Here is a 21,593-nt window from a genome sequence, read left to right as displayed (position 1 = left end):
CCGGCCGACAATGAGTGAATATCTTTACACCCGCTCAAACACGGTCGCGATACCCTGACCCAACCCAATACACATCGTCGCCAGGCCGAACTGGACATCTTTGCGTTCCATCAGGTTCAACAACGTGGTGCTGATACGCGCGCCAGAACAACCCAACGGGTGACCGAGCGCGATCGCGCCGCCGTTAAGGTTGATCTTCTCGTCAATCTGCTCCATTAACCCCAGATCTTTAATACACGGCAGGATCTGCGCAGCAAACGCTTCGTTCATCTCAAACAAACCGATATCACTGGCCGAAAGCCCCGCTTTTTTCAGCGCCAGTTTCGACGCCGGAACCGGACCGTATCCCATGATGGAAGGATCACAACCGACCACCGCCATTGAGCGCACGCGGGCGCGTGGTTTCAGACCTAACTCGCGTGCACGACTCGCGCTCATCACCAGCATGGCGGCGGCACCATCGGAGAGTGCAGAAGAGGTTCCTGCGGTGACCGTGCCGCTGACCGGGTCAAACGCCGGACGCAGGGTAGATAACGCTTCAACCGTGGTTTCCGGACGGATCACTTCGTCGTAGTTAAACTGCTTCAGCACGCCATCGGCGTCATGCCCACCGGTTGGGATAATTTCGTTCTTAAACGCGCCGGACTGCGTGGCGGCCCAGGCGCGGGCGTGTGAACGTGCGGCAAAGGCATCCTGCATTTCACGGCTGATGCCGTGCATGCGTGAGAGCATCTCCGCCGTTAGTCCCATCATGCCCGCCGCTTTGGCGACGTTACGGCTCAGACCTGGGTGAAAATCGACGCCGTGGCTCATCGGCACATGGCCCATATGCTCCACGCCACCCACCAGACAGGCCTGCGCATCACCGGTCATGATCATTCGTGCGGCGTCATGCAATGCCTGCATGGAAGAGCCGCACAGACGGTTGACGGTCACCGCCGGAACGGAGTGTGGAACTTCCGCCAGCAGCGCCGCGTTACGGGCGATGTTAAAGCCCTGCTCCAGCGTCTGCTGCACGCAACCCCAGTAGATGTCATCAAGCGCCGCCGCTTCAAGCGCCGGATTACGCGCCAGCAGACTACGCATCAAATGTGCGGAGAGATCTTCCGCACGCACGTTGCGAAACGCGCCCCCTTTCGAACGGCCCATCGGGGTACGGATCGCATCAACAATTACAACCTGTTCCATTGTGACTCCTTAAGCCGTTTTCAGGTCGCCGACCGGACGGGCAGGCTCAACCGGGGGATAATACGGTTCGTTATGACGCGCTTTATTACGCAGACCTTCCGGAACGTCGTATAACGGACCGAGGTGCTGATACTGTTGCGCCATATCGAGAAACTTCGCGCTGCCGAGCGTATCCAGCCAGCGGAACGCGCCGCCGTGGAACGGAGGGAAGCCCAGACCGTAAACCAGTGCCATATCGGCCTCTGCCGGACTGGCGATAATGCCTTCTTCGAGACAGCGCACCACTTCGTTGACCATCGGGATCATCATACGGGCGATAATTTCGTCTTCGCTGAAATCACGCTTCGCGTTACTGACGTCAGCCAGCAGGTCATCAACGGTGGCATCCTCTTCTTTCTTCGGCTTACCTTTGTTGTCTTCTTTATAGCGCCAGAAGCCCAGACCGTTTTTCTGACCAAAACGACTGGCGTCAAACAGCGCATCGATCGCGTCGCGATAATCTTTTTGCATCCGCTGCGGGAAGCCTGCGGACATCACGGCCTGCGCGTGATGCGCTGTATCAATGCCGACAACATCAAGCAGGTATGCCGGGCCCATCGGCCAGCCGAACTGTTTTTCCATGACCTTGTCGACTTTGCGGAAGTCCGCTCCGTCGCGCAGCAACTGGCTGAATCCCGCGAAGTAAGCGAACAGTACGCGGTTTACAAAGAAGCCAGGGCAGTCGTTCACCACAATCGGTGTTTTGCCCATTTTGCTTGCCCAGGCGACTACTTTCGCGATGGTTTCATCGGCGCTTTTCTCGCCACGAATGATCTCAACCAGCGGCATCCGGTGAACCGGGTTAAAGAAATGCATCCCGCAGAAATTTTCCGGGCGTTTCAGCACGCTTGCCAGTTCACTGATGGGAATGGTGGAGGTGTTAGAGGCCAGCACGGTATCCGGGCGAACCTTGTCTTCCGTTTCGGACAGCACCGCTTTTTTGACTTTCGGGTTTTCAACCACGGCTTCGACCACGACGTCCACGCGATCAAAACCGGCATAGTCCAGCGTAGGGTGAATGGTCGAAATCACGCCCGCCATCTTCAGACCGTCAATTTTGCCGCGCTCAAGCTGTTTGTTCAGCAGCTTAGCCGCTTCGGTCATTCCGAGGGTCAGGGATTTGTCGTTGATATCTTTCATGATAACCGGCACGCCTTTCCACGCCGACTGATACGCGATACCGCCGCCCATAATGCCTGCGCCCAGCACAGCAGCCTGTTTTGGCGTCTCAACGTCTTTGGTCAGCTTCTTCGCTTTGCCTTTCACATATTGGTCGTTAAGGAAGATACCGACCAACGCGCGGGCTTCATTGGTGTGCGCCAGCGGAACAAAACTTTTGTTTTCCAGATTAAGCGCTTCTTCACGGCCAAAACGCGCGGCGGCTTCAATGGTTTTCACTGCAGTCATCGGGGCCGGGTAATGTTTGCCTGCCGTTTGCGCGACCATGCCTTTGGCAATGGTGAAGCTCATGGCAGCTTCAATTTTGCTGAGCTTCAGCGGTTCCAGCTTCGGCTGACGCTTCGCTTTCCAGTCCAGATCGCCGCTGATGGCCTGACGTAAAACTGCTTTTGCGCCTTCAATCAGTTTTTCCGCTTTCACGACGCCATCGACCAGACCGATTTTCAGCGCCTGTTCAGCACCAACGTCTTTACCGGCAGCAATGATCTCCAGTGCGCTGTCCGCGCCTAACATGCGCGGCATACGTACGGAACCGCCAAAGCCTGGCATGATGCCCAGCTTTGTTTCTGGCAGACCGATACGCAGATCCGGCGTCGCCAGGCGGTAATCGGTCGCCAGTACGCATTCGCAGCCGCCACCTAACGCATAGCCGTTAACCGCAGAGAGAGTGGGGACCGGCAGATCTTCCAGACGGTTAAAGACGCTGTTGGCGAAATGCAACCACTGGCTGAGCTGTTCTTCGGGAACGAGAAACAGCGAAAGGAATTCGGTGATATCGGCACCGACGATAAAGGCTGCTTTATTCGAACGCAGCAGCAGCCCTTTTAAATCTGTTTGTTTTTCCAGTACGTCCAGCGCCTGGCCGAGGCTGGCGACGGTTGCCGTGTCGAGTTTGTTCACTGAGCCTGGGGCATCGAACACCAGTTCGGCGATGCCATCTTCCAGCCAGTCGAGGTACAGGTTGTCGCCTTTGTAAAGCATGTCAGTCTCCTGAATCCGCAAGGTGATCTGGTCATACCAGATGAAGCGAAGTGTGTATTTTATGTTAATAAAATGCAAATGACTGATTAAAAAAATGCCGATCCGATCACACCTGGTAGAAATCACGCTCTCGTGAATCGATGTGCTAAGATGCGGAGACTTGAGGTCGAAAAAAACAGAAGGATAGAAAATGGAATCACTGGCCGCACTCTATAAAAATCATATCGTTACCTTACAAGAACGGACGCGTGATGCGTTGGAACGCTTTAAGCTTGATGCGCTGCTTATTCACTCCGGCGAGCTGGTTAACGTTTTTCTCGACGATCATCCTTACCCGTTTAAGGTTAATCCGCAGTTTAAAGCCTGGGTGCCGGTGACTCAGGTTCCCAACTGCTGGTTGCTGGTTGATGGGGTGAACAAACCCAAACTGTGGTTTTACTTGCCGGTCGATTACTGGCACAACGTTGAACCGCTGCCGACCTCCTTCTGGACTGAAGAAGTTGAGGTGATTGCCCTGCCGAAGGCGGATGGCATTGGCAGTCAACTGCCTGCCGCGCGCGGCAATATTGGTTATATCGGCCCGGTTCCAGAGCGTGCGTTGCAACTGGAGATCGCCGCCAGCAATATCAACCCGAAAGGGGTGATCGACTATCTGCACTATTACCGCGCCTACAAAACGGACTACGAACTGGCCTGCATGCGCGAAGCGCAGAAAATGGCGGTGAATGGACACCGTGCGGCGGAAGAAGCCTTCCGTTCGGGGATGAGCGAGTTCGATATCAACCTGGCCTATCTGACTGCGACCGGTCACCGCGACACCGATGTGCCGTACAGCAATATCGTGGCGCTGAACGAGCATGCGTCGGTTTTGCATTATACGAAGCTGGATCATCAGGCACCGTCTGAAATCCGCAGCTTCTTGCTGGATGCCGGTGCGGAGTACAACGGTTATGCCGCAGACCTGACCCGTACCTGGTCGGCGAAAAGCGACAATGAGTATGCGCAGTTAGTGAAAGATGTGAATGACGAACAGCTGGCGCTGATTGCCACCATGAAAGCGGGTGTCAGCTATGTGGATTATCATGTTCAGTTCCATCAGCGTATTGCAAAACTGCTGCGTAAGCATCAGCTCGTCACCGACATGAGCGAAGAGGCGATGGTCGAAAACGATCTCACCGGACCGTTTATGCCGCACGGGATCGGCCATCCGCTGGGCCTGCAGGTGCATGATGTTGCGGGCTTTATGCAGGATGACACCGGTACGCATCTCGCCGCGCCGTCCAAATATCCGTATCTGCGCTGCACCCGTGTGCTCCAGCCGGGCATGGTGTTGACCATTGAACCGGGCTTTTACTTCATCGAATCGCTGCTCGCGCCGTGGCGTGAAGGGCAGTTCAGCAAACACTTCAACTGGCAGAAAATTGAAGCGCTGAAACCGTTTGGTGGTATTCGTATTGAAGATAACGTGGTGATCCACGAGAACAACGTTGAAAACATGACGCGGGATCTGAAACTGGCGTAATGGACAGTTGGTTAATCCCTGCGGCGCCGGTCACCGTTGTCGAAGAGATCAAAAAAAGCCGCTTCATTACGTTGTTGGCGCATACCGATGGCGTAGAGGCGGCAAAAGCGTTTGTGGAATCAGTCAGAGCGGAGCACCCGGACGCCCGTCACCATTGCGTGGCGTGGGTGGCGGGAGCGCCGGATGATTCGCAGCAATTGGGCTTTTCAGATGATGGTGAACCGGCGGGAACGGCAGGCAAGCCGATGCTCGCGCAGTTGATGGGCAGCGGCGTTGGGGAAATTACCGCCGTTGTGGTGCGCTATTACGGCGGGATCTTACTCGGCACCGGCGGACTGGTTAAAGCCTACGGCGGTGGCGTAAACCAGGCATTGCGTCAGTTAACGACACAGCGCAAGACGCCATTAACCGAATATACTTTGCAGTGTGAGTACGCGCAGTTGGCTGGCGTTGAAGCACTTCTGGGTCAATATGGCGGCAAAATCGTCACCAGTGATTACCAGGCATTCGTTCGGTTACGGGTGGCGCTTCCTTATGCGAAAGTGGATGAATTTTCAGCAAAGCTGGCGGATTTTAGTCGTGGTTCATTGCAATTGTTAGCGATTGAAGAATAATCCCCACCTCATTTTGAAGAACTAAGGAAGCGGCAGAGATGCATTTTCGCGCCATTACCCGAATTGTAGGACTACTGGTTATCTTATTTTCGGGCACGATGATCCTCCCGGGGCTGGTAGCGCTTATCTATCGTGATGGGGCGGGACGCGCATTTACGCAAACCTTTTTTGTCGCACTGGTGATTGGCTCCATGTTGTGGTGGCCGAACCGTCGTGAGAAAGGCGAACTGAAATCCCGTGAAGGGTTTCTGATCGTGGTACTGTTCTGGACCGTGTTGGGTAGCGTGGGTGCTTTACCCTTCATTTTTTCTGAAAGCCCGAACCTCACGATTACCGATGCGTTTTTCGAATCATTCTCCGGACTGACCACGACCGGCGCTACCACGCTGGTGGGGCTGGATTCGCTGCCGCATGCGATCCTCTTTTATCGCCAGATGCTGCAATGGTTCGGTGGGATGGGAATCATTGTGCTGGCCGTCGCGATCTTGCCGATACTCGGCGTCGGTGGGATGCAACTCTATCGCGCTGAAATGCCAGGGCCTCTGAAAGATAACAAGATGCGCCCGCGTATTGCCGAAACGGCAAAAACGCTGTGGCTGATCTACGTCCTGCTGACGGTCGCCTGCGCGCTGGCGCTGTGGTTTGCCGGCATGCCAGCGTTTGACGCCATCGGACACAGTTTCGCTACTATCGCGATCGGCGGGTTTTCTACCCATGATGCCAGCGTGGGTTATTTTGACAGCCCAACGATTAACACTATCATCGCTATCTTCTTATTAATCTCCGGCTGTAACTATGGTCTGCACTTCTCGTTACTGAGTGGCCGCAGCCTGAAGGTTTACTGGCGTGACCCCGAATTTCGCATGTTCATTGGCGTCCAACTGACACTGGTGGTCATCTGCACATTAGTGCTCTGGTTCCATAACATCTATAACTCCGCACTGACGACGCTCAATCAGGCCTTTTTCCAGGTGGTGTCGATGGCGACTACGGCCGGATTTACCACCGACAGTATTGCGCGCTGGCCGCTTTTCCTGCCGGTATTGCTGCTATGTTCTGCGTTTATCGGCGGCTGTGCAGGGTCAACGGGCGGGGGACTGAAGGTTATCCGTATCCTCTTGCTGTTCAAACAGGGGAACCGCGAGCTGAAGCGCCTGGTGCATCCCAATGCGGTCTATAGCATCAAACTGGGGAATCGCGCGCTGCCGGAGCGTATTCTTGAAGCGGTCTGGGGATTTTTCTCGGCGTATGCGCTGGTTTTTATTGTCAGTATGCTGGCGATTATCGCGACTGGTGTGGACGATTTCTCGGCCTTTGCTTCCGTGGTGGCGACGTTGAACAACCTTGGGCCCGGACTGGGCGTCGTGGCGGACAACTTTGCCAGTATGAATCCAGTGGCAAAATGGATCCTGATTGCCAATATGCTGTTCGGTCGTCTGGAAGTCTTCACTTTGCTGGTACTTTTTACCCCGACCTTCTGGCGTGAATAATGGAGTAACACGTGAAAACACTGATTCTTTTCTCATCTCGCGATGGACAGACCCGGGAAATCGCCGCTTATCTGGCGTCAGAACTCAAAGAGCTTGGCGTTTGTACGGATGTCGTTAATCTGCATCGTACCGAAGAGCCTGACTGGGAACGCTATGATCGTGTAGTTATTGGCGCATCCATTCGTTATGGACATTATCATTCTGCATTTCTCGAGTTTGTGAAAAAACATGCGACGCGACTGAATCACATGCCAAGCGCGTTTTACTCCGTCAACCTGGTGGCGCGTAAACCGGAAAAGCGGACGCCGCAGACCAACAGCTACGCGCGCAAGTTTTTAATGAACTCACAGTGGCGGCCAGACCGTTCTGCGGTTATCGCCGGGGCGCTGCTGTACCCACGCTATCGCTGGTATGATCGCATGATGATTCAACTCATTATGAAAATGTCGGGCGGCGAAACGGATACGCGCAAAGAAGTTATCTATACCGACTGGGAGCAAGTGGCGAGTTTTGCCCGCGAAATCGCCCAGTTAACCCCCGATTCGGTGGTTAAATAAACGCAAAGAATAAAAAATGCGCACTCGGAAAATTATTTTAAATTTCCCCTTGTCAGCCCGAAATAACTCCCTATAATGCGCCTCCACTGACACGGAACAACGGCACGCAAGCCGCCGGGTCAGCAGGGTTCTCCGGTGAAAACCAGTGATGAACACCGACAGAGAAAAGCAAAATAAATGCTTGACTCTGAAGCGGGAAAGCGTATTATGCACACCCCGCGCCGCTGAGAAAAAGCGAAGCGGCACTGCTCTTTAACAATTTATCAGACAATCTGTGTGGGCACTCAGAGTGACATGGATTCTTAACGTCGCAAGACGAAAAATGAATACCAAGTCTCAAAGAGTGAACACGTAATTCATTACGACGTTTAATTCTAAGAGCATCAAACTTAAATTGAAGAGTTTGATCATGGCTCAGATTGAACGCTGGCGGCAGGCCTAACACATGCAAGTCGAACGGTAACAGGAAGCAGCTTGCTGCTTTGCTGACGAGTGGCGGACGGGTGAGTAATGTCTGGGAAACTGCCCGATGGAGGGGGATAACTACTGGAAACGGTAGCTAATACCGCATAATGTCGCAAGACCAAAGAGGGGGACCTTCGGGCCTCTTGCCATCGGATGTGCCCAGATGGGATTAGCTTGTTGGTGAGGTAACGGCTCACCAAGGCGACGATCCCTAGCTGGTCTGAGAGGATGACCAGCCACACTGGAACTGAGACACGGTCCAGACTCCTACGGGAGGCAGCAGTGGGGAATATTGCACAATGGGCGCAAGCCTGATGCAGCCATGCCGCGTGTATGAAGAAGGCCTTCGGGTTGTAAAGTACTTTCAGCGGGGAGGAAGGGGTTAAGGTTAATAACCTTAGCCATTGACGTTACCCGCAGAAGAAGCACCGGCTAACTCCGTGCCAGCAGCCGCGGTAATACGGAGGGTGCAAGCGTTAATCGGAATTACTGGGCGTAAAGCGCACGCAGGCGGTCTGTCAAGTCGGATGTGAAATCCCCGGGCTCAACCTGGGAACTGCATTCGAAACTGGCAGGCTTGAGTCTCGTAGAGGGGGGTAGAATTCCAGGTGTAGCGGTGAAATGCGTAGAGATCTGGAGGAATACCGGTGGCGAAGGCGGCCCCCTGGACGAAGACTGACGCTCAGGTGCGAAAGCGTGGGGAGCAAACAGGATTAGATACCCTGGTAGTCCACGCCGTAAACGATGTCTATTTGGAGGTTGTGCCCTTGAGGCGTGGCTTCCGGAGCTAACGCGTTAAATAGACCGCCTGGGGAGTACGGCCGCAAGGTTAAAACTCAAATGAATTGACGGGGGCCCGCACAAGCGGTGGAGCATGTGGTTTAATTCGATGCAACGCGAAGAACCTTACCTGGTCTTGACATCCACAGAACTTGGCAGAGATGCCTTGGTGCCTTCGGGAACTGTGAGACAGGTGCTGCATGGCTGTCGTCAGCTCGTGTTGTGAAATGTTGGGTTAAGTCCCGCAACGAGCGCAACCCTTATCCTTTGTTGCCAGCGGTCCGGCCGGGAACTCAAAGGAGACTGCCAGTGATAAACTGGAGGAAGGTGGGGATGACGTCAAGTCATCATGGCCCTTACGACCAGGGCTACACACGTGCTACAATGGCATATACAAAGAGAAGCGACCTCGCGAGAGCAAGCGGACCTCATAAAGTATGTCGTAGTCCGGATTGGAGTCTGCAACTCGACTCCATGAAGTCGGAATCGCTAGTAATCGTGGATCAGAATGCCACGGTGAATACGTTCCCGGGCCTTGTACACACCGCCCGTCACACCATGGGAGTGGGTTGCAAAAGAAGTAGGTAGCTTAACCTTCGGGAGGGCGCTTACCACTTTGTGATTCATGACTGGGGTGAAGTCGTAACAAGGTAACCGTAGGGGAACCTGCGGTTGGATCACCTCCTTACCTTAAAGAACCTGCCTTTGTAGTGCCCACACAGATTGTCTGATGAAAAACGAGCAGTAAAACCTCTACAGGCTTGTAGCTCAGGTGGTTAGAGCGCACCCCTGATAAGGGTGAGGTCGGTGGTTCAAGTCCACTCAGGCCTACCAAATTTTCCCTGAATACTGCGTTGTGAAACGACTCGCATACTTTAAGTATGCTTCGCCATTCCACGCCTTGTCTCAGGAAAAATTATCGGTACAGAGGTTCTGACTACACTGTATGGGGCTATAGCTCAGCTGGGAGAGCGCCTGCTTTGCACGCAGGAGGTCTGCGGTTCGATCCCGCATAGCTCCACCATACTGTAGAACGTAATCAAGAAAACTTCAGAGTGTACCTGAAAGGGTGCGCTGCGAAGTTTTGCTCTTTAAAAATCTGGATCAAGCTGAAAATTGAAACGACACACTGTTAATGGTGTGTTCGAGTCTCTCAAATTTTCGCAACACGATGATGAATCGAAAGAAACATCTTCGGGTTGTGAGGTTAAGCGACTAAGCGTACACGGTGGATGCCCTGGCAGTCAGAGGCGATGAAGGACGTGCTAATCTGCGAAAAGCGTCGGTAAGGTGATATGAACCGTTATAGCCGGCGATGTCCGAATGGGGAAACCCAGTGCAATTCGTTGCACTATCGTTAACTGAATCCATAGGTTAACGAGGCGAACCGGGGGAACTGAAACATCTAAGTACCCCGAGGAAAAGAAATCAACCGAGATTCCCCCAGTAGCGGCGAGCGAACGGGGAGCAGCCCAGAGCCTGAATCAGCATGTGTGGTAGTGGAACGGTCTGGAAAGGCCGGCGATACAGGGTGACAGCCCCGTACACAAAATTGCATGTGCTGTGAGCTCGATGAGTAGGGCGGGACACGTGGTATCCTGTCTGAATATGGGGGGACCATCCTCCAAGGCTAAATACTCCTGACTGACCGATAGTGAACCAGTACCGTGAGGGAAAGGCGAAAAGAACCCCGGCGAGGGGAGTGAAAAAGAACCTGAAACCGTGTACGTACAAGCAGTGGGAGCCTCTTTATGGGGTGACTGCGTACCTTTTGTATAATGGGTCAGCGACTTATATTCTGTAGCAAGGTTAACCGAATAGGGGAGCCGAAGGGAAACCGAGTCTTAACTGGGCGTTAAGTTGCAGGGTATAGACCCGAAACCCGGTGATCTAGCCATGGGCAGGTTGAAGGTTGGGTAACACTAACTGGAGGACCGAACCGACTAATGTTGAAAAATTAGCGGATGACTTGTGGCTGGGGGTGAAAGGCCAATCAAACCGGGAGATAGCTGGTTCTCCCCGAAAGCTATTTAGGTAGCGCCTCGTGAATTCATCTCCGGGGGTAGAGCACTGTTTCGGCTAGGGGGCCATCCCGGCTTACCAACCCGATGCAAACTGCGAATACCGGAGAATGTTATCACGGGAGACACACGGCGGGTGCTAACGTCCGTCGTGAAGAGGGAAACAACCCAGACCGCCAGCTAAGGTCCCAAAGTCATGGTTAAGTGGGAAACGATGTGGGAAGGCTCAGACAGCCAGGATGTTGGCTTAGAAGCAGCCATCATTTAAAGAAAGCGTAATAGCTCACTGGTCGAGTCGGCCTGCGCGGAAGATGTAACGGGGCTAAACCATGCACCGAAGCTGCGGCAGCGACACTAAGTGTTGTTGGGTAGGGGAGCGTTCTGTAAGCCTGTGAAGGTGTGCTGTGAGGCATGCTGGAGGTATCAGAAGTGCGAATGCTGACATAAGTAACGATAAAGCGGGTGAAAAGCCCGCTCGCCGGAAGACCAAGGGTTCCTGTCCAACGTTAATCGGGGCAGGGTGAGTCGACCCCTAAGGCGAGGCCGAAAGGCGTAGTCGATGGGAAACAGGTTAATATTCCTGTACCAGGTGTTACTGCGAAGGGGGGACGGAGAAGGCTATGTTGGCCGGGCGACGGTTGTCCCGGTTTAAGCGTGTAGGTGTGTGTTCCAGGTAAATCCGGTTCACTTTAACACTGAGGCGTGATGACGAGGCACTACGGTGCTGAAGTGACAAATGCCCTGCTTCCAGGAAAAGCCTCTAAGCATCAGGTAACATCAGATCGTACCCCAAACCGACACAGGTGGTCAGGTAGAGAATACCAAGGCGCTTGAGAGAACTCGGGTGAAGGAACTAGGCAAAATGGTGCCGTAACTTCGGGAGAAGGCACGCTGATATGTAGGTGAAGCGATTTACTCGTGGAGCTGAAATCAGTCGAAGATACCAGCTGGCTGCAACTGTTTATTAAAAACACAGCACTGTGCAAACACGAAAGTGGACGTATACGGTGTGACGCCTGCCCGGTGCCGGAAGGTTAATTGATGGGGTTATCCGTAAGGAGAAGCTCTTGATCGAAGCCCCGGTAAACGGCGGCCGTAACTATAACGGTCCTAAGGTAGCGAAATTCCTTGTCGGGTAAGTTCCGACCTGCACGAATGGCGTAATGATGGCCAGGCTGTCTCCACCCGAGACTCAGTGAAATTGAACTCGCTGTGAAGATGCAGTGTACCCGCGGCAAGACGGAAAGACCCCGTGAACCTTTACTATAGCTTGACACTGAACACTGGTCCTTGATGTGTAGGATAGGTGGGAGGCTTTGAAGCGCGGACGCCAGTTCGTGTGGAGCCATCCTTGAAATACCACCCTTTAATGGCTGGTGTTCTAACGTGGGCCCGTAATCCGGGTTGCGGACAGTGTCTGGTGGGTAGTTTGACTGGGGCGGTCTCCTCCTAAAGAGTAACGGAGGAGCACGAAGGTTAGCTAATCCTGGTCGGACATCAGGAGGTTAGTGCAAAGGCATAAGCTAGCTTGACTGCGAGCGTGACGGCGCGAGCAGGTGCGAAAGCAGGTCTTAGTGATCCGGTGGTTCTGAATGGAAGGGCCATCGCTCAACGGATAAAAGGTACTCCGGGGATAACAGGCTGATACCGCCCAAGAGTTCATATCGACGGCGGTGTTTGGCACCTCGATGTCGGCTCATCACATCCTGGGGCTGAAGTAGGTCCCAAGGGTATGGCTGTTCGCCATTTAAAGTGGTACGCGAGCTGGGTTTAGAACGTCGTGAGACAGTTCGGTCCCTATCTGCCGTGGGCGCTGGAGAATTGAGGGGGGCTGCTCCTAGTACGAGAGGACCGGAGTGGACGCATCACTGGTGTTCGGGTTGTCATGCCAATGGCACTGCCCGGTAGCTAAATGCGGAAGAGATAAGTGCTGAAAGCATCTAAGCACGAAACTTGCCCCGAGATGAGTTCTCCCTGACCCTTTAAGGGTCCTGAAGGAACGTTGAAGACGACGACGTTGATAGGCCGGGTGTGTAAGCGCAGCGATGCGTTGAGCTAACCGGTACTAATGAACCGTGAGGCTTAACCTTACAACGCCGAAGCTGTTTTGGCGGAATTGAGAGAAAATTTTCAGCGTGATTACAGATTAGATTAACCGGCGAAAGGCGGGTTAATAAACAGAATTTGCCTGGCGGCTGTAGCGCGGTGGTCCCACCTGACCCCATGCCGAACTCAGAAGTGAAACGCCGTAGCGCCGATGGTAGTGTGGGGTCTCCCCATGCGAGAGTAGGGAACTGCCAGGCATCAAACAAGTGAAGAGCCCATCCTGACGGATGGGCTTTTTGCGTTTCTGGATCACCGAATTTTGTAGGCCGGGTAAGGCGAAACCGCCACCCGGCAAGTCGTCAGATCGCACTCCACTCCACAATAAACTTCGCAATCACATCCACATCATTTAAATCCAGCACCGGAACTTCAAGCGGCAATACAACATCACTGGCTACCGCAATCACATGCTCATCCAGCGTTAATTCGCTGAAATCATGCCCGGCATCGCTTCTGAACAGCAGGATCTTAGGCACGGCCTCATGCTTAAATCCCTCAATCAGCACCAGATCCAGCGTGGCATGATCCATCCTGCTGACCAGGTACGCCAGATTCAGTTCGGGTTCTTCAGGTGTCTCAGTCATTAATGCCCAACGTTGCTGACTGGCGACCAGCGTTTGCGCCGCTCCTGCTTTGCGTAGCTCGTAGCTGTCTTTGCCTGGCTTATCCACATCCATATCATGATGCGTATGTTTGATAAGTCCGGGGCGGATCCCGGCGGCGCACAGCGCCGGGATTAGCTTCCTGAGCAGCGTCGTTTTTCCCGTTCCGCTCCACGCGGCGATAGCCAGTAGAGGGATCATGGTTTTTCCTGCCATTTATCAAGCTCCTCAAGGGTATTCACATTCACAAATGCTTCCTTGCGGTCGCTGAAGTCAACGGCATGCCCACCTGCCTGACGCATAAAAACCATGACCCGTCGCTCGCCAGACTGTAAATAGCGCTGCAAAAATGGCTGGACTGAACGGTGAACCAGCGCAATGGTGGGATGATCGCGCTCTCCATCATGCACCCATACCACCGGTGCCTGATTGCACCGGGCACGTAAGCGGGCTGCCAGCGTCTGCGGGATAAAAGGGGTATCACAGGGGCAGAACAGAAACCAGTCGCCCGCCTCCTGTTGGAAAACAGAAAGCATGCCCGCCAACGGGCCGGGAAAATCCGCCATCACATCTGAAATGACTTTCAGGCCACCCGAGCGATAAATTTCCTGATGCCGATTGGCATTCACAACCACCGTTTCCAGTTGGGATAACAGCGTATCGGCGACATGTTTCCACAGCGGTTTCCCTTTAAGCTCAAGCAAGCCTTTATCAATGCCCCCCATTCGCCTGGCCTTTCCGCCAGCCAGTACAACCCCTGTTATTGCACTATCCTGATTCACTGATATCGCCTCTTTTATTGTGGGATTGACCCTGCTAACGTGTCTGTCTCAAGAGTAAGGAGCACGACCATGAAATGTAAACGCCTGAATGAAGTTATTGAACTCCTCCAGCCAGCCTGGCAAAAAGAGCCCGACCTTAACCTGATGCAATTTTTGCAGAAACTGGCGAAAGAGTCAGGTTTTGACGGTGAACTGGCGGATTTAACCGACGACATTCTGATCTATCACCTGAAAATGCGCGACTCTGCAAAAGACGCGGTTATTCCCGGTATTCAGAAAGATTACGAGGAAGATTTCAAGACGGCGCTGTTGCGCGCTCGTGGCGTAATTAAAGAGTAAAAGCTTGTAAGCGGGGCCACCGAAGCTGTTATGAAATGATATCCTGAATCATTCGACGTATTTTCCGGATGATGGGATGAATAACAACACTTTCAATTTCCAGACATTACACCCGGATACCATCATGGATGCGCTGTTTGAGCAGGGGATCCGGGTGGATTCTGGTCTTACCCCGCTTAACAGCTATGAAAACCGTGTCTATCAGTTCCAGGATGAAGACCGTCGGCGTTTTGTCGTTAAATTTTATCGCCCTGAGCGCTGGTCAGTTGATCAGATCCTGGAAGAGCATCAGTTTGCGATTGAGCTGCTTGAGGATGAAGTCCCGGTTGCTGCGCCGTTGGCTTTTAATGGTCAGACGCTATTATCGCATCAGGGGTTCCACTACGCGATTTTTCCAAGTGTAGGCGGTCGACAGTTCGAAGCGGACAATATCGATCAAATGGAAGCGGTGGGCCGTTATCTGGGGCGTCTTCATCAGACCGGCCGTAAGCAGCCATTTACCTGGCGACCGACCATCGGGCTGGACGAATACCTCGTCGAGCCGCGTAAACTCTTCGAGCATGCCCAACTCATTCCGTCCGCACAAAAGGCCGCATTTCTGAAAGCGACGGATACGCTGATTGCGGCCGTCATTGAGCGGTGGCATACAAATTTTGACAGCCTTCGTCTACATGGCGACTGCCACGCTGGAAATATCCTCTGGCGCGAGGGGCCGCTGTTTGTCGATTTAGATGATTCCCGCAACGGTCCTGCCATTCAGGATCTGTGGATGCTTCTTAATGGTGATAAAGCTGAGCAACGTATGCAGCTTGAAACGATTATTGAAGCTTATGAAGAAGTTAGTGAGTTCGAAACATCTGAAATTGAACTGATTGAACCTTTACGTGCTATGCGTTTGGTTTATTATCTTGCCTGGCTGATGCGTCGTTGGGACGATCCTGCGTTTCCTAAAAACTTCCCGTGGTTAACTGGGGAAGATTACTGGCAACGACAGACCGCGACATTTATCGAGCAGGCAAAAGTCCTGCAAGAACCCCCATTACAATTAACACCCATGTATTAATCGGAGACGTAATCATGAAAAAGATTTGGCTGGCGCTGGCTGGTATGGTTTTAGCTTTTAGCGCATCGGCAGCGCAATTCGAGGATGGTAAGCAGTATACCACCCTGGAAAAGCCCGTTGCCGGTGAACCGCAGGTGCTGGAGTTCTTCTCTTTCTATTGCCCACACTGCTACCAGTTTGAAGAAGTCCTTCATGTTTCTGAGAATGTGAAGAAAAAACTTCCTGAAGGCGTCAAAATGACCAAATACCACGTTGAGTTCCTGGGCCCGTTGGGCAAGGATCTGACGCAAGCGTGGGCCGTCGCGATGGCACTGGGCGTAGAAGATAAAGTGACTGTGCCGATGTTTGAAGGGGTACAGAAAACCCAGACCGTGCAGAGCGTTGCAGATATCCGTAAAGTGTTCGTGGATGCCGGTATTAAAGGCGAAGATTACGATGCCGCGTGGAACAGCTTTGTCGTGAAATCACTGGTTGCGCAGCAGGAAAAAGCTGCTGCCGATCTGCAACTGCAGGGCGTGCCGGCGATGTTTGTTAACGGTAAATATCAGGTGAATCCGCAGGGCATGGATACCAGCAGCATGGATATCTTTGTTCAGCAATATGCTGACACGGTGAAATACCTGGTCGGTAAGAAATAAAAGCAGCGCCGGTCAGTGACCGGCGTTTTTAGTTGTCGCTTTAATCTCTTCTATTAACACGTCTTTTTCGCTCCATAGCGTATTCAGCCATAGCTGGAAACGACGCTTAAATCCTTTATCGTTAACGTAATCGCCGTGCAGTTCTTCCTGAATGGGTTGCATGTCCACGCGAACCACTATGCGCGTTAGTTTCCCGCTCAGCATATCGAAGAAGGGCGTACGGTCGTTTTCCGGATAGCACAGCGTAACATTAAGTAATTTATCGAACTGCGAACCTAACACATTCAGCGCCATCGCAATGCCCGCCGCCTTTGGTGGCAACAGGTGTTGATACGGCGAGCGGGTCTGCTGACGTTTTTCTTCGGTAAAGCGGGAGCCCTCGACGAAATTAACGATCGTGGTGGGATGTGCGCGGAATTTCTCGCAGGACCGACGGGTAGTCTCGACATCTTTACCGCGGCGTTCCGGGTGGCGCAGGAGATAAGCGCGCGAATAGCGCTTCATAAATGGCATATCCAGTGCCCAGCAGGCGAGGCCGATAAAAGGTACCCAGGCCAACTGTTGCTTAAGGAAGTACTTGTTCATAGGAATGTGCTTGCGAAAGAGTACGCACAGTACCACGATGTCCGCCCAGCTGTGATGATTACACACCAGCAGATACCAGTTTTTCTTGCTCAGTCCTTCCAGGCCCTGCACATCCCATTTCAGCCATGGATTGAGATGCAACAGCAGGGCGAGGCCTTCACACCAGCAATACATCATGAAATTACAAAACAGAGATACCTTGCGCCAGACGAACGGAACGGGCAGCAGGAGCTTTACCAGTCCGGCCAGAATGATCGGTACGGAGCACAAAATTGTGACCACAATGGTCAATGCAATGCTCAGCAACAGGGTGACTGTAGCGAGTAATCTCGCCATGATTAAATTATTCAAAGGATTAGCCATAAACAGTACGCTAAAGTCGCGCAAGGGGGCTGATTTTATCAGAAAATGACTCAAATGACGGTTCTTCGCGACAGAGAAAAACACGCCATATCTATCCACATTCAGTAATTCAATGAAAACATAAAGGGTTTATTCTGTAGTTTTTATAATTAATTGAATTTAAAGAATATTATAAATGATGGTTAACGCATCGTTTTGAAATTAATGCGATGAAAATTAATTATTCACAAAGTTATCCACAGGCGGCTTTGCGAGCGATCCAGAAGATCTGCAAAAGAATTACGACAAATGTGGTGAAAAACTCATGTTTTCATCCTGTCTGTGGCATCCTTTATCCATAATCTGATAAACAGGCACGGACATTATGGTTCAGATCCCAGAAAACCCACTTATCCTTGTAGATGGCTCCTCTTATCTCTATCGCGCATACCATGCGTTTCCGCCGCTGACCAACAGCGCAGGCGAACCGACAGGCGCGATGTACGGTGTCCTCAATATGCTGCGCAGCCTGATCATGCAATATCAGCCAACGCATGCTGCAGTGGTATTTGATGCCAAGGGTAAAACCTTCCGTGACGAATTATTCGAGCATTACAAATCGCATCGCCCGCCGATGCCGGACGATCTGCGGGCGCAGATCGAACCGCTGCATGCCATGGTGAAGGCGATGGGGCTACCGCTGCTGGCTGTATCTGGCGTGGAGGCGGACGATGTTATTGGTACCCTGGCGCGTGAGGCAGAAAAAATGGGGCGCCCGGTGCTGATCAGTACCGGCGATAAAGACATGGCCCAACTGGTCACGCCAAATATCACACTCATCAATACCATGACCAACACCATTCTTGGTCCAGATGAGGTGGTGACAAAATACGGCGTGCCGCCGGAACTGATCATCGATTTCCTGGCGCTAATGGGCGATTCCTCCGATAACATTCCGGGCGTACCGGGGGTCGGGGAAAAGACCGCGCAGGCATTGCTACAGGGGCTGGGCGGCCTGGATACTCTTTATGCTGAGTCCGATAAAATTGCCGGGTTGACGTTCCGTGGTGCGAAAACTATGGCGGGTAAACTTGAGCAAAACAAAGAGGTGGCATACCTCTCCTATAAACTGGCGACGATCAAAACAGACGTTGAGCTGGAACTGACCTGCGAACAACTGGAAGTGCAACAACCCCAGGCTGACGAACTGGTTGGGCTGTTTAAAAAGTATGAATTCAAGCGCTGGACCGCTGATGTCGAAGCGGGCAAGTGGTTACAAGCAAAAGGGGCAAAACCGGCGGTAAAACCGCAGGAAACGATTGTCATTGATGAAGCCCCGGAAGAAGCCGCTGTCGTACTTTCTTATGAGAATTACGTGACCATTCTCGATGAAGCGACGCTGGAAACGTGGATTGCGAAGCTGAAAAAAGCGCCAGTGTTTGCCTTCGATACCGAAACCGACAGTCTGGATAACATCTCCGCCAACCTGGTAGGGCTCTCATTCGCTATTGAGCCGGGAGTGGCGGCTTATGTGCCAGTGGCGCATGACTATCTGGATGCGCCGGATCAAATCTCCCGCGACCGTGCGCTGGCGATGCTCAAGCCGCTCCTGGAAGATGAAAACGCGCGTAAGGTCGGGCAAAATCTCAAGTACGATCGCGGCATTCTGGCGAATTATGGTATCGAACTGCGCGGCATCGCTTTTGATACCATGCTCGAGTCGTACATTCTGAACAGCGTTGCCGGACGTCACGATATGGACAGTTTGTCCGATCGCTGGCTGAAACATAAAACCATCACTTTTGAAGAGATTGCGGGTAAAGGGAAGAACCAACTAACCTTTAATCAGATTGCGCTGGAAGAGGCGGGACGTTACGCGGCAGAAGATGCCGATGTCACCTTACAGCTGCATCTGAAAATGTGGCCAGAGCTGCAGCAGCACAAAGGGCCGCTGAACGTCTTTGAAAACATCGAAATGCCACTGGTACCGGTGTTATCTCGTGTAGAGCGTAACGGTGTGAAGATCGACCCCGCGGTGCTGCACAAGCACTCCGAGGAGATCACGCTCCGTCTGGCGGAGCTGGAACAGAAAGCCCATGAGATTGCAGGAGAAGTATTTAACCTTTCTTCAACCAAGCAGTTGCAGACGATCCTATTCGAAAAACAGGGCATTAAGCCGCTGAAGAAAACCCCAGGCGGCGCGCCGTCAACCTCTGAAGAAGTGCTGGAAGAACTGGCACTGGATTACCCGCTACCTAAAGTGATTCTTGAGTATCGCGGTCTGGCGAAGCTGAAATCGACCTACACCGACAAACTCCCGCTGATGATTAACCCGAAAACCGGGCGTGTGCACACCTCTTATCATCAGGCCGTGACCGCGACGGGCCGTTTGTCATCGACCGATCCGAACCTGCAAAACATTCCGGTACGTAATGAAGAAGGGCGTCGTATCCGCCAGGCATTTATCCCGCCGAAGGATTACCTGATTGTTTCTGCGGACTATTCGCAGATTGAATTGCGTATTATGGCGCACCTTTCACGCGACAAAGGGCTGCTGACGGCGTTTGCCGAAGGGAAGGACATTCACCGTGCCACCGCCGCCGAAGTGTTTGGTCTGCCGCTGGAGACCGTGACCAGCGAACAGCGTCGCAGCGCGAAAGCGATCAACTTTGGTCTGATCTACGGTATGAGTGCGTTCGGTCTGGCGCGCCAGTTGAACATACCGCGTAAAGAAGCGCAGAAATACATGGACCTCTATTTTGAACGTTATCCCGGCGTGCTGGAGTATATGGAACGCACTCGCGCTCAGGCGAAAGAGCAGGGCTACGTTGAAACGCTGGAAGGCCGTCGTCTCTATCTGCCGGATATTAAATCCAGCAACGGCGCGCGTCGAGCGGGTGCGGAGCGTGCGGCGATTAACGCCCCGATGCAAGGAACCGCTGCCGATATTATCAAACGGGCGATGATTGCGGTCGATGGCTGGCTGGAAATGGAAAAACCGCGCGTGCGTATGATCATGCAGGTACACGATGAACTGGTGTTTGAAGTACACAAAGACGACCTGGACACGGTAGCGAAAAAGATCCATCAGTTGATGGAGAACTGCACACGCATTGATGTACCGCTGCTGGTGGAAGTTGGAAGTGGTGAAAACTGGGATCAGGCGCACTAAGTGCTCGCGAGATAACGCGCTTTTTTCGTAATTAAGCAACATAAGTGCGCGATTTTTGTGATGGGTATTGGAATTCCCTATGTAAAGAATGAAAAAAAATTACAAAAAGTGCTTTCTGAGCTGCTCAAAAAAGAGTAAAGTTATTCGCGTAGGGTACAGAGGTAAGATGTTCTATCTTTCAGACCTTTTACTTCACGTAATCGGATTTGGCTGAATATTTTAGCCGCCCCAGTCAGTTTCTGACTGGGGCGTTTTTTATGGGCGAAAGAAAGATAGGGTCGGCGTGCCAAACCGGATAAGACGCACCGCGTCGCTATCCGGCGTCGCGATGAATTACTCCCCGCCCTGATCCTCTTCCACCGGCGCCAGTTCGTTAAACCAACTGTCCAGCTTCTGCCGTAATTTATCCACGCCCTGCTTTTTCAGCGATGAGAAGGTCTCAACCTGCACATCGCCGTTAAAGGCTAATACCGCTTCACGGACCATATTCAGCTGGGCCTTACGCGCCCCGCTCGCCAGTTTGTCCGCTTTCGTCAGCAGCACCAGAACCTGGATGTTGCTCTCGACGGCCCACTGGACCATCTGCTGGTCGAGATCTTTTAGCGGGTGGCGAATATCCATCAGCACCACCAGTCCCTGCAGGCTCTGGCGTTTTTCCAGATATTCACCCAGCGCGCGTTGCCACTTGCGCTTCATCTCTTCCGGCACTTCGGCGTAACCATAGCCGGGCAGGTCAACAAGGCGTTTGCCGTCGACCACTTCAAACAGGTTAATCAATTGAGTGCGGCCAGGCGTTTTCGAAGTCCGCGCCAGGCTCTTCTGATTGGTCAGCGTGTTCAGCGCGCTGGACTTACCTGCGTTGGAACGGCCAGCAAATGCCACTTCAATCCCCGTATCGGAAGGTAAATGGCGAATATCAGGCGCGCTCATCACAAAGTGCGTCTGTTGATAATTCAGGTTAATCAAAGCGGTCGTCTCCGTCAGTCAAAGCTTTGCCGCGATTATACCTGAACAGGAGCAAAAGACTGATTTTTCGACATGGGTCTGTTGTGAGTAAAAACCCTGCATATTGTGAGACATTGCCGATTGTTCTTATACGAAATTTCAGAGTAATTGCAGAGAATATAA

Annotated in this window: 14 protein-coding genes, 2 tRNA genes and 3 rRNA genes; 13 read left to right on the top strand and 6 right to left on the bottom strand. The window is 52.7% G+C overall.

Annotated elements, in window-relative coordinates; all coding sequences use genetic code 11:
* Positions 1-24: 24 nt before the first annotated feature.
* Both fadA and fadB read right to left on the bottom strand, forming a co-directional pair.
* Complete coding sequence (gene fadA / locus HVZ37_RS21810) at positions 25-1,188, bottom strand: acetyl-CoA C-acyltransferase FadA (protein WP_046402115.1); 1,164 nt, start codon at positions 1,186-1,188, stop codon at positions 25-27.
* Between the two features lie 9 nt (positions 1,189-1,197).
* Positions 1,198-3,387 carry a fatty acid oxidation complex subunit alpha FadB gene (fadB, locus tag HVZ37_RS21805; protein WP_181627965.1) on the bottom strand — a complete coding sequence of 730 codons (2,190 nt, stop codon included), beginning with the start codon at positions 3,385-3,387 and terminating at the stop codon, positions 1,198-1,200.
* A gap of 190 nt (positions 3,388-3,577) precedes the next feature.
* Between fadB and pepQ the strand changes: the two genes are divergently transcribed.
* The 9 genes from pepQ (at position 3,578) to rrf (ending at position 13,139) form a co-directional block, all read left to right on the top strand.
* Positions 3,578-4,909 (top strand): Xaa-Pro dipeptidase, encoded by a 1,332-nt coding sequence (gene pepQ, locus HVZ37_RS21800; RefSeq protein WP_042998835.1) that lies wholly within the window; start codon positions 3,578-3,580, stop codon positions 4,907-4,909.
* Entirely contained in the window at positions 4,909-5,523 is a 615-nt protein-coding gene (locus HVZ37_RS21795) for an IMPACT family protein (protein WP_042998836.1), read from the top strand. Before pepQ ends, HVZ37_RS21795 begins: the two co-directional genes overlap by 1 nt.
* 38 nt (positions 5,524-5,561) lie before the next feature.
* Positions 5,562-7,013 (top strand): Trk system potassium transporter TrkH, encoded by a 1,452-nt coding sequence (trkH, locus tag HVZ37_RS21790; protein ID WP_042998837.1) that lies wholly within the window; start codon positions 5,562-5,564, stop codon positions 7,011-7,013.
* 11 nt (positions 7,014-7,024) lie between these two features.
* A complete protein-coding gene (gene hemG, locus HVZ37_RS21785) occupies positions 7,025-7,570 on the top strand; it encodes a menaquinone-dependent protoporphyrinogen IX dehydrogenase (RefSeq protein WP_042998838.1) in 546 nt (181 codons plus the stop codon).
* Positions 7,571-7,961: 391 nt separating this feature from the next.
* Positions 7,962-9,503 (top strand): 16S ribosomal RNA (locus HVZ37_RS21780).
* 69 nt (positions 9,504-9,572) lie between these two features.
* Positions 9,573-9,649 (top strand) — tRNA-Ile (locus tag HVZ37_RS21775).
* Between the two features lie 114 nt (positions 9,650-9,763).
* Positions 9,764-9,839 (top strand) — tRNA-Ala (locus tag HVZ37_RS21770).
* A gap of 181 nt (positions 9,840-10,020) precedes the next feature.
* Positions 10,021-12,926, top strand: a 23S ribosomal RNA gene (locus HVZ37_RS21765).
* A 97-nt stretch (positions 12,927-13,023) separates the two neighbouring features.
* Positions 13,024-13,139: ribosomal RNA gene (gene rrf, locus HVZ37_RS21760) — 5S ribosomal RNA — on the top strand.
* Together the 16S, 23S and 5S rRNA genes with 2 tRNA genes alongside form the textbook arrangement of a ribosomal RNA operon.
* A 102-nt stretch (positions 13,140-13,241) precedes the next feature.
* On the opposite strand, the gene mobB is transcribed toward rrf, so the two are convergent.
* Together mobB and mobA are read right to left on the bottom strand one after the other, a co-directional pair.
* Entirely contained in the window at positions 13,242-13,745 is a 504-nt protein-coding gene (mobB, locus tag HVZ37_RS21755) for a molybdopterin-guanine dinucleotide biosynthesis protein MobB (protein WP_072040083.1), read from the bottom strand.
* Positions 13,742-14,326: a molybdenum cofactor guanylyltransferase MobA gene (mobA, locus tag HVZ37_RS21750; protein ID WP_072040084.1), complete on the bottom strand. Its 585-nt coding sequence runs from the start codon at positions 14,324-14,326 to the stop codon at positions 13,742-13,744. Before mobA ends, mobB begins: the two co-directional genes overlap by 4 nt.
* A gap of 69 nt (positions 14,327-14,395) precedes the next feature.
* On the opposite strand from mobA, the gene HVZ37_RS21745 reads away from it, so the two are divergent.
* The 3 genes from HVZ37_RS21745 to dsbA all read left to right on the top strand — a co-directional run bounded on the left by HVZ37_RS21745 (position 14,396) and on the right by dsbA (position 16,366).
* Positions 14,396-14,665 carry a YihD family protein gene (locus HVZ37_RS21745; RefSeq protein ID WP_042325406.1) on the top strand — a complete coding sequence of 90 codons (270 nt, stop codon included), beginning with the start codon at positions 14,396-14,398 and terminating at the stop codon, positions 14,663-14,665.
* 76 nt (positions 14,666-14,741) lie between these two features.
* The gene (locus HVZ37_RS21740; RefSeq protein ID WP_044257145.1) at positions 14,742-15,728 is read left to right on the top strand and encodes a serine/threonine protein kinase; all 987 of its coding nucleotides are present in this window, start codon (positions 14,742-14,744) and stop codon (positions 15,726-15,728) included.
* A gap of 14 nt (positions 15,729-15,742) precedes the next feature.
* The gene (gene dsbA / locus HVZ37_RS21735; protein ID WP_042325410.1) at positions 15,743-16,366 is read left to right on the top strand and encodes a thiol:disulfide interchange protein DsbA; all 624 of its coding nucleotides are present in this window, start codon (positions 15,743-15,745) and stop codon (positions 16,364-16,366) included.
* Positions 16,367-16,378: 12 nt separating this feature from the next.
* On the opposite strand, the gene HVZ37_RS21730 is transcribed toward dsbA, so the two are convergent.
* Complete coding sequence (locus tag HVZ37_RS21730; RefSeq protein ID WP_043001789.1) at positions 16,379-17,314, bottom strand: acyltransferase; 936 nt, start codon at positions 17,312-17,314, stop codon at positions 16,379-16,381.
* 364 nt (positions 17,315-17,678) lie between these two features.
* Here HVZ37_RS21730 and polA point away from each other — a divergent pair, with 364 nt between their 5' ends.
* Positions 17,679-20,465 carry a DNA polymerase I gene (polA, locus tag HVZ37_RS21725; RefSeq protein ID WP_042998842.1) on the top strand — a complete coding sequence of 929 codons (2,787 nt, stop codon included), beginning with the start codon at positions 17,679-17,681 and terminating at the stop codon, positions 20,463-20,465.
* Positions 20,466-20,798: 333 nt separating this feature from the next.
* On the opposite strand, the gene yihA is transcribed toward polA, so the two are convergent.
* Positions 20,799-21,431: a ribosome biogenesis GTP-binding protein YihA/YsxC gene (gene yihA, locus HVZ37_RS21720; protein WP_042998843.1), complete on the bottom strand. Its 633-nt coding sequence runs from the start codon at positions 21,429-21,431 to the stop codon at positions 20,799-20,801.
* Positions 21,432-21,593: the final 162 nt, after the last annotated feature.

The sequence above is a fragment of the Citrobacter sp. RHB35-C17 genome, assembly GCF_013816795.1.
GTDB lineage: Bacteria > Pseudomonadota > Gammaproteobacteria > Enterobacterales > Enterobacteriaceae > Citrobacter_A > Citrobacter_A amalonaticus.
This window is presented reverse-complemented; position numbering and strand designations above follow the sequence as displayed.